The following is a 14,555-nucleotide window of genomic DNA, read 5'->3' on the forward strand; positions in this document are numbered from 1 at the left end:
TTGCGACAAATCGGGCTGCGCGTCAGGGTGAACGCGGGTCGCCCTACCGGGCGACCGCTCGTGCGTTCCCCGACGAAGGAGAGCCCCCGTGCTCCGTGGCACCAGATCGTTGACCGGGGGCATCGCCGCCCTCGCCGTCGTGCTCGCAGGTGCGGCCACCGCCGCCCCGGCGAACGCTGCCGTCTCACCGACGGCACCCGTCGTCGTCCACGAGGTGTACGGCGCAGGAGGCAACTCCGGGGCGGTCCTCGCCCGCGACTTCGTCGAGCTGTACAACCCGGGCGACGAGCCCGTGGCGCTCTCCGGCTGGTCGGTGCAGTACGCGTCGGCGACCGGGAGCTCGTGGACGAACACCACGCCGCTGTCCGGCTCGATCGCCGCGGGCGGCTACCTGCTCGTCGGCGGCGCGGGCGGGTCGAACGGCGCCGCGCTCGAGGTCGACGTCGACGGGGCGATCAACCTGAGCGGGACCGCCGGCAAGGTCGCGCTCGTGAGCTCGACGACGTCGCTCACGTGCTCGACGGGCTGCGCCGGGCAGGACCCGGTGGTCGACCTGGTCGGCTACGGGCCGACGGCGTCGTCGTACGCGGGCTCGGGCCCCGCGCCGGCGGCGAGTGCGACCACCTCGGTCTCGCGTGACGACGAGCACACCAACACGGCCGACAACGCCGCGGACTTCACGGCGGGCGCTCCGACGCCGCAGCGCGCGCAGGGCGGCACCGACCCCGGCCCCGACCCCGACCCCGACCCCACCGTCGTCCCGATCGCGGAGGTCCAGGGGACCGGTGACACGTCGCCGTACGCCGGCCGGACGGTCACGACCCAGGGCGTGGTCACCGCCGCGTACCCCACGGGCGGCCGCAACGGCTACGTCATCCAGACCGCCGGCACGGGCGGCGCCCTCGGCAGCCGCACCGCGTCCGACGCGATCTTCGTGTTCTCGGCGAGCACCGACGACCTCGTCACGATCGGCGACGAGGTGCGCGTCACGGGCGCGGTGAGCGAGTTCCAGGGGCTCACCGAGATCACCGTGACGAGCGCGGCGGGGCTGGAGGTCCTCGACTCCGACGCGAGCGTCACGCCGCTCACCGGCGCGTGGCCCGCGACCGCCGCGGCACGTGAGGCGATCGAGTCGATGCTCCTGCTGCCCACCGGCGACCTCACGGTCACGAACACGTTCTCCACCAACCAGTACGGGGAGCTCGGGCTGGCGACGGGCACCACGCCGCTGCTGCAGTGGACCGAGGTGGCCGACCCGCAGGACACCGCCGCGATCCAGGCCGTCAAGGACGACAACGCGGCACGCGGCGTCGTGCTCGACGACGGCGCGACGACGAACTTCCTCAGCACCGCGAACCAGGGGCTCGTCCCGTCGTACGTGTCGCTCGAGAACCCGGTGCGGGTCGGTGCGTCGGTGACGTTCGACGAGCCGGTCGTCGTGACCTACGTGAACTCCACGTGGAAGCTCGACCCCACGCGCCCGGTGCAGGGTCTGGCGAACAGCCCGGTCACGGTCGAGAACACGCGGACCGACTCGCCGCGCGACGTGGGCGGCGACCTCACCGTCGCGTCGTTCAACGTGCTCAACTACTTCACGACGCTCGGCGCCCAGACGCCGGGCTGCGTCCCGTACACGGACCGCACCGGCGACGGCGTGACCGTGCGCGAGGGGTGCGACCCGCGCGGTGCGTGGGACCCCGCGGACCTCGAGCGTCAGCAGGCGAAGATCGTCACGGCGATCAACGCGCTCGACGCGGACGTCGTCGGGCTGCTCGAGATCGAGAACTCGCTCGTGGTCGACGGCGTCGCCGACGAGGCGCTCGGCACGCTCGTGGACGCGCTGAACGACGCCGCGGGCGAGGAGCGCTGGGCGTTCGTGCCCTCGTCGTCGCAGCTGCCGCCGGTCGGCGAGATGGACGTCATCTCGAACGCGCTGATCTACCAGCCCGCCGCCGTGGAACGCGTCGGCGAGTCCCGCGCGCTGGGCACCCTGTCGGGTTCCGGTGAGCCGTTCGACAACGCGCGCGAGCCGATCGCGCAGGTGTTCGCGCCGGTCGGCGGCGGCGAGCCGGTGCTCGTCGCGGTCAACCACCTCAAGTCGAAGGGCTCGGCGGGACCGCTGCCCGGCGATGCGGACGCGGGCGACGGGCAGGGCGCGTCGAACGCGTCGCGCGTCGCGCAGGCGACCGCGCTGCGGGACTGGGTCGCCGACATCCAGGGCGACGTCGAGTCGGTCGCGCTCGTCGGGGACTTCAACGCGTACACCCTCGAGGACCCGCTCCAGGTCCTGTACGACGCGGGCTACGCGGACGCGACGACCGAGCTCGCGCCGGGGGAGTACTCGTACTCGTTCGGCGGGCTGTCGGGGTCGCTGGACCACGTGCTGCTCAACGAGCACGCGCTCGCACGGGCGACCGGCGCGGACGTCTGGGAGATCAACGCCGAGGAGTCGATCGCGCTCGAGTACAGCCGGTACGACTACCACGGCGCGCTGTACTACGCGTCCGACGAGTACCGCTCGTCGGACCACGACCCGGTGGTCGTGGGGCTCGACGCGGGTGAGGCCGGCAGCACGGTCGACCTGACGCTCCTCAACATCAACGACTTCCACGGCCGCATCGAGTCCGCCGCCGCGGGGTCGAACACCGTCAAGCTCGCCGGCACGGTCGAGCAGCTGCGCGCCGCCGCGCCGGGACCGGTCGCGTTCCTGTCGGCCGGCGACAACATCGGTGCGTCGCTGTTCGCGTCGGCGGTCCAGCAGGACCAGCCGACGATCGACGTGCTCAACGCCCTCGACCTGGCCGCCTCGGCGGTGGGCAACCACGAGTTCGACCAGGGCTTCGCGGACCTGCGGGACCGCGTGGTGGGCCCGGACGACGACCGCAACGCGGCGTGGGCGTACCTCGGCGCGAACGTCTACGCGAAGGGCACGACGGACCCGGTGCTGCCGGAGTACGCGATGGTCGACATGGACGGCGTCGACGTCGCGGTCGTCGGCGCGGTGACCGAGGAGACCCCCTCGCTCGTCACCCCGGCCGGGATCGCGGACCTCGACTTCGGCGACCCGGTCGAGGCGGTCAACCGCGTCGCGGCGCGGCTCACCGACGGCGACGAGGCGAACGGTGAGGCCGACGTGGTCGTCGCCGAGTACCACGAGGGTGCGAGCGCGGGCACGCCCGACGGCGCCACGCTCGCGCAGGAGGTCGCGGCGGGCGGCGCGTTCGCGGACATCGTCACGGGCACGTCCGCGGCGGTCGACGCGATCTTCACCGGCCACACCCACAAGCAGTACGCGTGGTCGGCGGACGTCCCCGGTGTCCCGGGTGCGACGCGACCCGTCGTGCAGACGGGCTCGTACGGCGAGTTCGTGGGCAAGGTCGTCCTCACGTACGACCGGGCGACCGACGAGGTCCTCGCGCACACCGAGGCGAACGTGGCGCGCACGACGACGGCGGACGCCGACCTGGTCGCGGCCTTCCCGCGGGTGGCCGAGGTCAAGACGATCGTCGACGCGGCGGTCGCGTACGCGAACGAGGTCGGCAGCGAGCCGGTCGGCTCGGTCACGGCGGACATCACGACGGCGTACTCCGGCGGCTCGTACGTGGACGGCGTCTACACAGGCTCCGGCCCGCTGCCGACGACGGGTCGCGACGACCGCGCGAGCGAGTCGACGCTCGGGAACCTGGTGGCGAACGCGCTGCGCGACACCCTCGCGGAGGACCGGTTGGGCGGCGCCGACATCGGCGTCGTCAACCCGGGCGGGCTGCGCAACGAGCTGCTGTACGCACGCTCGGGCGCCGAGACGACGGACGGTGTGGTGACGTACGCCGAGGCGAACGCCGTTCTGCCGTTCGTCAACAACCTCTGGACGACGACGCTCACGGGTGCGCAGGTCCGCACGATGCTCGAGCAGCAGTGGCAGCGTGACGCCGCGGGCAACGTGCCGAGCCGGCCATACCTGCAGCTCGGGCTGTCCGACAACGTGTCGTACACGTACGACGCGAGCCTGCCGGAGGGCAGCCGCATCACGTCGGTGACGATCGACGGCGAGCCGCTGGACGCGGACGCCGACTACCGCGTGGGGACGTTCTCGTTCCTCGCGACGGGCGGCGACAACTTCCGGGTGTTCACGCAGGGCAGCGACACGCGTGACTCGGGTCTGGTCGACCGGGACGCGTGGATCGCGTACCTGCGGGCGCACCCCGGCCTGTCGCCCGACTTCGCGCGGCACGCCGTGGCCGTGAGCGACGCACCCGAGTCGGTCGAGGCGGGCGGCAGGCTCGGGTTCGAGGTGTCGCACCTGGACCTCACGAGCCTCGGCTCGCCGCGCAACACGAGCCTGGACGTGCGGCTCGACGGTGAGTCGATCGGCACGGCGACGGTCACCGGCGGCGCGGCCACGGTGTCCGCGGTCGTGCCCGCGGGCACGGCGGCGGGGGAGCACGAGCTCACGCTCGTCGCGAGCCCCAGCGGCACCACGGTCCACCTGCGGCTCACGGTCGAGCCGGCGTCGTCCGGGCCGACCACCACGACGCTCACGATGACCGGCGACCCGGTCGCGGGCGCGACGCAGACGCTCGTCGCGACCGTGACGCCCGCGGGTGTGACCGGCACGGTGACGTTCGTCGACGGGAGCACCTGGCTCGGGACCGTCCCGGTGAAGCTCGGCCGGGCGAGCCTCGACGTCCGGCTGGGCGGGGGTACGCACGCCCTGCGGGCGGTGCTCGTCCCGGTCGACGAGGCATGGGAGGGGTCCGAGGGCTCGTTGTCCGTGACGGTCGCGAAGGCGACGTCGACGACCACGCTGTCCCTCGACCGGACGACCGTGTCGTTCGGCGGCACGGTCACCGCGACCGTGACGGTCACGTCGACCGGGGGCGCTCCCACCGGCGTGGTCCAGGTCCGCGAGGGCGCGAGGGTCCTCGGGGCGGGCACGCTCACGGGGTCGGGCGCGACGGCGACCGCGACGGTCGTGCTCCCGCGCACGCTCGCGCGCGGCACGCACACGCTCACCGCGGTGTACGGCGGCTCGGCGGACCTGACCGCCTCGACCTCCGCGCCCGTGCGGCTCACCGTCACCAGGGCGACGCCGACGATCGCGCTGTCGACCGCGTCGTGGACCGTCACCCGTGGCACGCGTCCGACCATCGCGGTCACGGTCGCCGGGGTGGCCGGTGCCCCCTCGCCGACCGGCAAGGTGACGCTCGAGGCCGGCGGCCGTCCGCTCGTCGCGACGCTCCAGAAGGGGAAGGCGACGTTCCGGCTGCCGGCGGTGACCCGTGACGTGACGGTCCGGGCCAAGTACCAGGGCGACGACTCGTACGCCTCGGTGTCCGCGGTCCGGACGCTCGTCGTGAAGCACGGGGGGCACGGCCGCCGCTGACCCGAGGGACGCGGCAGCCAGCACGCTCGAGGGGCGTCCGACCACCACGGTCGGGCGCCCCTCGCGCATGCCCACCTGTGCGGCCCACCGGCCGGTCGGCTCGCCCGGTCGTCGTCGACGCGCCCGCCGACGCCCGCCGACGCGCCGTCCGGTGGGCGGACGGAGGGCGGACGGCGGCGGTGCGCGCGGGCTACCCTGGCCGCACTGACACGGGGTGCCCTGCACGCAGGGCTGAGATCACACCCGCCGAACCTGATCTAGTTCGTACTAGCGAAGGGATGTCATCTCCATGACGTCTGCCGTCCCACCCTGCCCTCCCGCCGACGAGCGCTCCGACGAGCGCGCCGACGATCTAGGCGGCGCCCCGCCCCTGAGCCCCGGCAGGCTCGCCGCCGACGTGGCGCGGGCGCTCACGGAGGTCCGGGCACGCACGCCGCTCGTGCAGTGCCTCACCAACGAGGTGACGACGAACCTCGTGGCCAACGCGCTGCTCGCGGTGGGCGCCTCGCCCGCGATGACCGCGGTCCCGGGCGAGGCCGAGCAGCTCGCGGCCGTCGCGGGCGCGGTCCTGGCGAACCTCGGCACGCCCGGACCCGACCTGCGCGCGTGCCTCGAGCCCGCGGTCACCACGGCGCGGCGCGCCGGCGTGCCGTGGGTGCTCGACCCCGTGGCCGTCGGGGTGCTGTCGGTCCGCACGCGGCTCGCCGAGCAGCTCCTGGGCGCGCGGCCCGCGGTGGTGCGCGGCAACGCCAGCGAGGTCCTGGGCCTCGCGGGGCTCACGTCGTCGGGACGGGGCGTCGACGCGTGCGACGCCGTCGAGGACGCGCGCGAGGCTGCGGTACGCCTCGCGCACGCGACGGGCGGCGCGGTCGCGGTGTCGGGCGCGGTCGACCTCGTCGTCGCGGGTGACGTCGCCGTGCGCGTGTCGGCGGGGGACCCCCTGCTGACGGCGATCACCGGCGCAGGGTGCGCGCTCGGCGCGCTCGCGGCGGCGTTCGCCGCGGTCACCGACCCGCTCACCGCGGCGGTCGGCTCCTCGCTGGTTCTCGGGCTCGCGGCGGAGCGCGCCGCGTCGGTCGCGCGCGGTCCGGGCTCGTTCCAGGTCGCGCTGCTCGACGAGCTGTACGGGCTGCGGCCCGAGCACGTCGTCGGGCTGGGTGACCGGCTGGTCGTGGAGCCCGCGCGCATCGGCGCGCCCAGGGCCGCGACCGCGCCCGTCGGGGCACCCGCGTGACCGGCGCGGCGGGTGCGTCGCGGCGCCCCCCGTTCCCGGGCGGTCCGTACCTCGTGCTCGACGCGGACGTGTGCGCGGCGGCCGGCCGCGCCCCCGCCGGCGTCGCGGCGGCGGCGGTGCGCGCGGGCGTCGGCGTGGTGCAGGTGCGTGCGACGCGCGCGGGGGTGCGCGACCTGGTCGCGCTCACGACCGCGGTGGCGGAGGCCGTGCGCACCGCCGGACCCGCGCTGCTCGTCGTCGACGACCGCGTGGACGTGGTGCTCGCGGCACGCGCCCGCGGTGCGGTCGTGGACGGTGTGCACGTCGGCCAGCGGGACCTGGAGGCCTCCGACGCGCGTGCGTTGCTCGGCCCCGACGCGGTCGTGGGCGTCTCGGCGGCACGACCGCACGACGTGCGCGCGGTCCCGGCCGACCTGGTCGACTACGTCGGGAGCGGGCCGGTGCGGCTGACGCCGACCAAGCCCGACGCCGACGTCGCGCTCGGCCTCGACGGTCTCGCCGCGGCGGTCGCGAGCACCCGGCTGCCGGTCGTGGCGATCGGCGGGCTCGACGCGCGTGACGTCGACGCCGTGCGGACGGCCGGCGCCCACGGGCTCGCGGTGGTCTCGGCGGTGTGCTCCGCGCCCGACCCGTCCGCCGCGGCCGCGGAGCTCGTCGCCGCGTGGCGGCGGTCGGCGAGCGGCACGGTGGCGACGCCGGCGGGTGCGCGGTGAGCCCGTCGCGCGTGCGCGCGCTGTCCATCGCCGGCACCGACCCGACGGGCGGCGCCGGGATCCAGGCGGACCTCAAGTCGTTCGCCGCGCACGGGGCGTACGGCATGGCGGTCGTGACGGCGCTCGTCGCGCAGAACACCCGCGGTGTGCGCGCGGTCCACGTCCCCGAGCCGGAGTTCCTGCGTGCGCAGCTCGAGGCCGTCAGCGACGACGTCACGGTCGACTCGGTGAAGATCGGCATGCTCGCCACGCCGCAGGTCGCGCACGAGGTGACGGCGTGGCTGGACCGGCAGCGTGCCGCGGGGCGTTCGCCCGTCGTCGTGCTCGATCCGGTGATGGTCGCGACCAGCGGGGACCGGCTCCTCGACCCGGAGGCCGAGATCGCCGTGCGCGAGCTCGTGGGCCGCGCGGACCTCGTGACGCCCAACCTGCCCGAGCTGGCGGTGCTCGTCGACGAGCCGCGCGCGCAGTCGTGGGCGCAGGCGCTCGACCAGGCGACCCGCCTCTCCCGCGGGTCGGGGACCACGGTCCTGCTCAAGGGCGGGCACCTGGGCGGGCCGACGAGCCCGGACGCGCTCGTCGGCCCGGACGGTGCGGTCGTCGAGGTCGCGGCGCAGCGCGTCGCCTCGACGAGCACGCACGGCACGGGGTGCTCGCTGTCGGCCGCGGTCGCGGCGCTGCGGCCCGCGCGCGACGGCTGGCCGGAGGCGGTGCGCGAGGCCAAGCAGTGGCTCACCGGGGCGATCGCGGCCGGGGCGCGGTTGGAGGTGGGCGCGGGCCACGGCCCCGTCGACCACCTGCACCACGCGCCGGGGCTGGGCGCCCGGCCGTTCACCGCGCAGGTAGCCGGTCTCGTCGCCGACGCCGTCGAGCGGTCGCAGGACCTGCCGTTCGTCCGGGCGCTCGCGGACGGGTCGCTGCCGGTCGGCCGGTTCGAGGAGTACGTGCGGCAGGACGCGCTGTACCTGACCGGGTACGCGCGGGTGCTCGCGCGGGCGAGCGAGCTCGCCCCGGACGGGGAGGCGCAGGCGTTCTTCGCGCGCGGCGCCGCCGCGTGCCTCGACGTCGAGCGGCGGCTGCACGAGCAGCGCCTGGCGAGGTCGGCACGGGACGGGTCACGTCAGGGGGCGGGCGCGTCGCCGGTCACGACCGCGTACGTCGACCATCTGCTCGCGGTCGCGGCGACCGGGTCGTACGCCGACGTCGTGGCCGCCGTGCTGCCGTGCTACTGGGTGTACGCGGACCTCGGCGCGCGGTTGCGCGCGCGGGTCGGCGACCTCACGGCGCACCCGTACGGCGACTGGGTGGGCACGTACGGCGACGAGGAGTTCGCGACCCTGACCGCCCAGGCGCGCGCGCACGCGGACGCCGCGGGCCGGTCGCTCGACGCGGCCGGTCGGGCCCGGATGCGTGAGGTGCTCGCGGTCTCCTGCGAGCACGAGGTCGCGTTCTTCGCCCAGGTCCGCCCCACGCCCGGACCTGGCCGCGCGACGTCCGACGAGCTCGTCACCGCCGGGGTGCCCGCCTGACCCGACGAGTGGCCCGCGGTGGGCGCGGGCCACTCGTCGGGGCGTCAGAGGAAGTCGTGGTACGCGGGCAGGTCGAGCACGCCGTTGCCGGACAGCCCGATGACGATCGTCTCCTCGGTCGTCGCGGCCCGGGCGTGCGCGATGGCCCCGGCGACCGCGTGCGTCGACTCGGGCGCCGGGATGATCCCCTCCGCCCGTGCGAACTCGATCCCGGCCGCGAACGCGGTCTCCTGGTCGACGGCGATCGCCTCGAGGAGCCCGAGCTCGAGCGCGTGCGAGACCATCGGCGCCATGCCGTGGTAGCGCAGCCCGCCCGCGTGGATGGGCGGCGGGACGAAGTCCTTGCCGAGCGTGTGCATCTTGAGCAGGGGTGTCAGGCCCGCGACGTCCCCGAAGTCGTACCGGTACTCGCCCTGCGTGAGCGAGGGGCACGCGGCGGGTTCGCACGCGACGACGCGCGTCGTCGTGCCGTCGCGCAGGTTGCGGCCGATGAACGGGAAGCTCAGTCCCGCGAGGTTCGACCCGCCGCCCGCGCAGCCGAACACGACGTCCGCGCTCGCGCCGACCTCGTCGAGCTGGGCCAGCGCCTCCTGGCCGATCACGGACTGGTGCAGCAGCACGTGGTTGAGCACCGACCCGAGCGCGTAGTGCGCGTTCGGGTCCTGCGCGGCGACCTCGACGGCCTCCGAGATGGCCATGCCGAGCGAGCCGGTCGTCTCGGGGTCGGCGGCGAGCATCGCGCGCCCCGCCTCGGTGAGGTCGGACGGCGACGGGTGGCACACGCCGCCGTACGTCTCCATCTGCATGCGCCGGTACGGCTTGGCGTCGTACGACGCGCGCACCTGCCAGACCTCGCACTGCAGGCCCAGCAGCGAGCACGCGAAGGACAGCGACGCGCCCCACTGGCCGGCGCCCGTCTCGGTCGTGAGCTTGGTCGTGCCCTCGATGGCGTTGTAGTACGCCTGCGCGACCGCGGTGTTCGGCTTGTGCGAGCCCGCCGGGGAGACGCCCTCGTACTTGTAGTAGATCTTCGCGGGCGTGCCGAGCGCGCGTTCGAGGCGCAGCGCCCGGATCAGCGGGGACGGGCGCCACAGCGCGTACAGCTCCCGGACGGTCTGCGGGATCTCGACGTACCGCTCGGTGCTGACCTCCTGCGCGATGAGCGCCATCGGGAACAGCGGCGCGAGGTCGTCCGGGCCGAGCGGCTCGCGGGTGCCCGGGTGCAGCGCGGGCGGCGCGGGCTCGGGCAGGTCCGCCGCGAGGTTGTACCAGTGCGTGGGGACCTGGGACGGCACGACGGTGCCGACCGGTTCCGTGAGCGGACGGGATGCGGGCCGGACGTCCGGGGATGTCGTCATGCGGGTGCCTCCTGGGCGCGTCGTGGAGCGGTGCGGGCCGCCGACGCGCGTGCGAGGGGCCACGACGCCGTGGGTCCGCAGGCTGCAGCCTAGGGGAGAGGCGACGTCCGGATGGCCGCCCCGGTCCGGCCGGTCGCGCGGCGGCCGCGGACCGCCTGCGGATCGCGCGCCGTCAGATCGCGCAGGAGTCGTCGGTGCACGTCGCGGCCGACGGGTCGCCCGTCAGCACCTGCAGGGGGTTCGCCTCGCGCCAGCCCGCGTCGAGGAGCTGGGTGAACACCTCGGCGGGCTGGGCGCCGGAGACCGCGTAGCGGCGGTCGACGACGAAGAACGGCACGCCGGTCACGCCGAGCTCGCGCGCCGCCGCGACGTCGGCGTCGACCGCGTCCGACTGCGCGTCGCCCGCGAGGAACGCCGCGACGGCCGCGTCGTCGTGCCCGGCCTGCGCGAACCCGGCCTCGCGCGCGACGGCGACCAGCGCGTCGTCGACGCCCAGGTCGGCACCGCGCTCGAAGTGCGCGGAGAACAGCGCCTCGATCGTGCGCTCCGCGAGCTGGGACCCGCCGAGCTCGCGCGCCAGGTGCGTCAGCCGGTGCGCGTCGTAGGAGTTGAACGCGAGCACCGAGTCGAAGTCGTAGGCCAGCCCCTCGTCCGCCGCGACGGCCGTGACGTGCGCGAACATGCGCTGCACCTGCTCGGGCGGCAGCCCCTTGAGCTCCGCGAGCGCCTCGGCCTCGGGACGGCCCGGCCCGCGCGGCGTGTCGGGGGAGAGCTGGTAGGACCGCCACACGACGTCGACGTGGGCGCGGTGCGGGAAGGCGGCGAGCGCGGCGGCGAACCGGCGCTTGCCGATGTAGCACCACGGGCAGGCGATGTCGGACCACACCTCGACCGTGATCGTGCGGACGGGGTTCAGGGTGGGTGTGCTCGTGGTGCTCACGGGAGAAGCAGGACCTTTCCGGTCGTGGCGCGCGACTCGAGCGCGCGGTGGGCGTCAGCCGCGGCCGACAGGGGGAAGCGGGCGCCGATGCGGACGTCGAGACGCTCGTCGGCCACCGCGCCGAACAGCTCGGACGCGCGCCACTCAAGCTCGGCGCGATCGGCGACGTAGTGCCCGAGCGTCGGGCGCGTGAGGAACACCGACCCGGCGGCGTTGAGCCGCTGCGGGTCGACGGGCGGGACCGGGCCGGACGACGCCCCGTACAGGACGAGCATGCCGCGCCGGGCGAGCGACGCGAGCGACGCGTCGAACGTGTCGCGTCCGACACCGTCGTACACGGCGTCGACCCCGCGGCCGTCGGTCAGGTCCCGGACGCGAGCGGGCAGGTCGGTCGTCAGGTCGTCGAGCTCGCGGTAGCGGATCACGTCGGTGGCGCCCGCGCCTCGCGCCAGGGCCTCCTTCTGCACGGAGCCGACCGTCGCGATGACGCGACCGCCGCGCTGGGTCGCGAGCTGGGTCAGCAGGAGGCCGACGCCGCCCGCGGCCGCGTGCACGAGCACCGTCGTGCCGGGCTCGACCGGGAACGTGGACGTCGCCAGGTAGTGCGCGGTCATGCCCTGCAGCGGGAGCGCGGCGGCGACCTCGTCGGCCACGCCGTCCGGCACGGGCAGGAGCTCGCGCTCGGGCACGGCGACGAGCTCGGCGTACGAGCCCGGCCCCGCGGACCACGCGACGCGGTCGCCGGGTGCGACGTGCGTGACCTGCGCACCGACGGACACCACGGTCCCGGCACCCTCGGAGCCGGGGACGTGCGGGAAGCTCGCGGGGTACACGCCGGAGCGGCGGTAGGTGTCGATGAAGTTCACACCCGCTGCGGCGACGCGGACCAGGGCCTCGTGCGGCCCGGGCTCCGGGTCGGGACGGGTGACGGACGACAGGACCTCGGGTCCACCGGCGCGGGTGGCTTCGACGGCGTGCACGTCGAGCCGAACGCGCGTGGGGCACCATTTCATCCCGGTGGGGCGCGGTCCGACAGTTTGTGCATCGATTCGCGCGAACGTGTATGTTCATGCGCATGTCGTTCACAGTCGCGGTCGCGGGCGCGAGCGGGTACGCCGGTGGCGAGATGCTCCGGCTCCTGCTGCAGCACCCCGAGGCACGCATCGGCGCGGTCACGGCCCACGCGAACGCGGGCACGCAGCTCGGTGAGCACCAGCCGCACCTGCGACGCCTCGCCGACCGCGTCCTCGCCCCCACGACGCCCGAGGCCCTGGCCGGTCACGACGTCGTCGTCCTCGCGCTGCCGCACGGCGCCTCGGGCGCGGTCGCGGCCGAGCTCGCGCAGCGCGACGCCGGCACGGTCGTCGTCGACCTCGGCGCCGACCACCGCCTGTCCGACGCGGCCGACTGGCTCGCGTACTACGGCAGCGAGCACGCCGGCACCTGGCCGTACGGCCTGCCCGAGCTGCTGCACGCGGGGGAGCAGACGGCCGCGGCGCAGCGCGCCACGCTCGCGGGGACGACCCGCATCGCCGTGCCCGGCTGCAACGTCACCGCCGTGACGCTCGGGCTGCAGCCCGGCGTCGCGGCGGGCGTCGTCGAGCCGACCGACCTGGTCGCGGTGCTCGCCAACGGCTACTCGGGCGCCGGCAAGAGCCTCAAGCCGCACCTGCTCGCGTCCGAGGGCCTGGGGATGGCGCAGCCGTACGCGGTCGGCGGCTCCCACCGGCACATCCCCGAGATCGCGCAGAACCTGCGCACCGCCGGAGCGCCCGACGTCACGCTCTCGTTCACCCCCACGCTCGTGCCGATGTCGCGGGGCATCCTCGCCACCGCGACCGCGCGCCTCGTGCCCGGGACCGACCCGGCCGCCGTCCGCGCGGCCTGGGAGAGCGTGTACGCCGACGAGCCGTTCGTCCACCTGCTGCCCGAGGGGCAGTGGCCGACGACGGCCGCGACGCTCGGCGCGAACACCGCGCTCGTCCAGGTCGCGGTCGACGAGCGAGCCGGCCGCGTCGTCACCGTGACGGCCATCGACAACCTGGTCAAGGGCACCGCCGGTGGCGCCCTGCAGTCGCTCAACCTCGCGCTCGGCCTGCCCGAGACGCTCGGCCTGCCCCTGGACGGAGTCGCACCGTGAGCACCTCGACCCAGACCGCCGACGGCTCCGCGCAGCCCTCGCCCGGCGTCACCGCCCCGCTCGGCTTCCGGGCGAGCGGTGTCACGGCGGGCCTCAAGGCGTCCGGCAGGCCGGACCTCGCGCTCGTCGTGAACGACGGCCCGCTGCAGGTGGGGGCCGCCGTGTTCACGTCCAACCGGGTGGTCGGCCACCCCGTGACCTGGTCGCGGCAGGTCGTCGCCGACGGCGTCGTCAGCGCGGTCGTGCTCAACTCCGGCGGCGCGAACGTCTGCACGGGGCCCGAGGGCTTCCTCGACGTGCACCGCACCGCCGAGACGGTCGCGGACGCGCTGGGCGTCTCCGCGGGTGACGTCGTCGTCTGCTCGACGGGCCTGATCGGCGAGCGCCTGCCCATCGACACGCTGCTCGCGGGCGTCGCACCCGCCGCGGCCGCGCTGTCCGGGACGGGCGGCCCCGCGGCGGCGCAGGCGATCATGACGACGGACACGGTCCCCAAGACCGCGGACCTGACGGTCGAGGGCGACGACGGCGTGTGGCGCGTGGGCGCGATGGCCAAGGGCGCCGGCATGCTCGCACCGGGCCTGGCGACGATGCTGTGCGTCATCACGACCGACGCCGTGGTCGACGCGGCGCTCGCGGACGCGGCGCTGCGCGCGGCGACCTGCCAGACGTTCGACCGCGTCGACTCCGACGGCTGCATGTCGACGTCCGACACGGTCACGCTCCTGGCGTCGGGTGCCTCGGGCGTCGCACCGGACCCGGCGGGCTTCACGGCCGCGGTCACGGCGGTCGCCGCGCAGCTCGCGCGCCAGCTCGTCGCGGACGCGGAGGGCGCGACCCACGACATCGCGATCACCGTCACGGGTGCGCAGTCGCAGGACGCCGGGCTCGCGGTGGCCCGCGCGATCTCGCGCTCGAACCTGTTCAAGGCCGCGGTGTACGGCAACGACCCCAACTGGGGTCGCGTGCTCGCGTCCGTCGGCACCGTGCCCGTCGAGGTCGCCGCGTTCGACCCGGACGCGCTGGACGTGTCCATCAACGGCGTGATGATCTGCCGTGCGGGCGGCGCGCACGAGCCCCGCTCGAAGGTCGACCTGGCGGCGACGCGCGAGGTCCACGTCCTGGTCGACCTGCACGCGGGCGACGAGGTCGTGACGCTGTGGACCAACGACCTGACGCACGCCTACGTCTCCGAGAACAGCGAGTACTCCACGTGAGCCACGACGACGCGACCACCGGCTCGGGCGCCGTCCCGAGC

At 75.2% G+C, this 14,555-nt stretch carries 9 protein-coding genes and 1 riboswitch; of the genes, 6 read left to right on the forward strand and 3 right to left on the reverse strand.

All coding sequences use genetic code 11. The features are described 5' to 3' along the window. Positions 1–88: 88 nt before the first annotated feature. The 4 genes from CBP52_RS03535 to thiD all read left to right on the forward strand — a co-directional run bounded on the left by CBP52_RS03535 (position 89) and on the right by thiD (position 8,859). Positions 89–5,383 (forward strand): ExeM/NucH family extracellular endonuclease, encoded by a 5,295-nt coding sequence (locus CBP52_RS03535; RefSeq protein WP_094179848.1) that lies wholly within the window; start codon positions 89–91, stop codon positions 5,381–5,383. A 200-nt stretch (positions 5,384–5,583) separates the two neighbouring features. Next, a riboswitch (TPP riboswitch) is annotated at positions 5,584–5,679 on the forward strand. Next, a complete protein-coding gene (gene thiM / locus CBP52_RS03540; protein ID WP_094179849.1) occupies positions 5,673–6,617 on the forward strand; it encodes a hydroxyethylthiazole kinase in 945 nt (314 codons plus the stop codon). It overlaps the preceding riboswitch by 7 nt. Continuing rightward, positions 6,614–7,330, forward strand: coding sequence for a thiamine phosphate synthase (thiE, locus tag CBP52_RS03545; RefSeq protein ID WP_094179850.1), 717 nt, complete (start codon positions 6,614–6,616; stop codon positions 7,328–7,330). Before thiM ends, thiE begins: the two co-directional genes overlap by 4 nt. Further along, on the forward strand, positions 7,327–8,859 hold the full coding sequence (thiD, locus tag CBP52_RS03550; protein ID WP_094182116.1) for a bifunctional hydroxymethylpyrimidine kinase/phosphomethylpyrimidine kinase: 1,533 nt from the start codon (positions 7,327–7,329) through the stop codon (positions 8,857–8,859). Before thiE ends, thiD begins: the two co-directional genes overlap by 4 nt. A gap of 44 nt (positions 8,860–8,903) precedes the next feature. On the opposite strand, the gene CBP52_RS03555 is transcribed toward thiD, so the two are convergent. The 3 genes from CBP52_RS03555 to CBP52_RS03565 form a co-directional block, all read right to left on the reverse strand. Further along, entirely contained in the window at positions 8,904–10,217 is a 1,314-nt protein-coding gene (locus CBP52_RS03555) for a TrpB-like pyridoxal phosphate-dependent enzyme (RefSeq protein ID WP_094179851.1), read from the reverse strand. A gap of 172 nt (positions 10,218–10,389) precedes the next feature. After that, a complete protein-coding gene (locus CBP52_RS03560; protein ID WP_198303520.1) occupies positions 10,390–11,157 on the reverse strand; it encodes a DsbA family oxidoreductase in 768 nt (255 codons plus the stop codon). Further along, entirely contained in the window at positions 11,154–12,137 is a 984-nt protein-coding gene (locus tag CBP52_RS03565; RefSeq protein ID WP_094179852.1) for a quinone oxidoreductase, read from the reverse strand. Before CBP52_RS03565 ends, CBP52_RS03560 begins: the two co-directional genes overlap by 4 nt. Before the next feature lie 95 nt (positions 12,138–12,232). Between CBP52_RS03565 and argC the strand changes: the two genes are divergently transcribed. Next, positions 12,233–13,297 (forward strand): N-acetyl-gamma-glutamyl-phosphate reductase, encoded by a 1,065-nt coding sequence (gene argC, locus CBP52_RS03570; RefSeq protein ID WP_198303521.1) that lies wholly within the window; start codon positions 12,233–12,235, stop codon positions 13,295–13,297. After that, positions 13,294–14,514 carry a bifunctional glutamate N-acetyltransferase/amino-acid acetyltransferase ArgJ gene (gene argJ, locus CBP52_RS03575; protein ID WP_094179854.1) on the forward strand — a complete coding sequence of 407 codons (1,221 nt, stop codon included), beginning with the start codon at positions 13,294–13,296 and terminating at the stop codon, positions 14,512–14,514. The genes argC and argJ overlap by 4 nt, the downstream gene beginning before the upstream one ends. The last annotated feature ends 41 nt before the right edge of the window (positions 14,515–14,555 follow it).

The sequence above is a fragment of the Cellulomonas sp. PSBB021 genome (assembly GCF_002240455.1).
Taxonomy (GTDB): domain Bacteria; phylum Actinomycetota; class Actinomycetes; order Actinomycetales; family Cellulomonadaceae; genus Cellulomonas; species Cellulomonas uda.

Excerpts from the sequence above, each read along its gene's own strand:
- CBP52_RS03555 (WP_094179851.1), bottom strand. The coding sequence starts at position 10,217 with ATGACGACATCCCCGGACGTCCGGCCCGCATCCCGTCCGCTCACGGAA.
- thiM (WP_094179849.1), top strand. The coding sequence starts at position 5,673 with ATGACGTCTGCCGTCCCACCCTGCCCTCCCGCCGACGAGCGCTCCGAC.
- argC (WP_198303521.1), top strand. The coding sequence starts at position 12,233 with ATGTCGTTCACAGTCGCGGTCGCGGGCGCGAGCGGGTACGCCGGTGGC.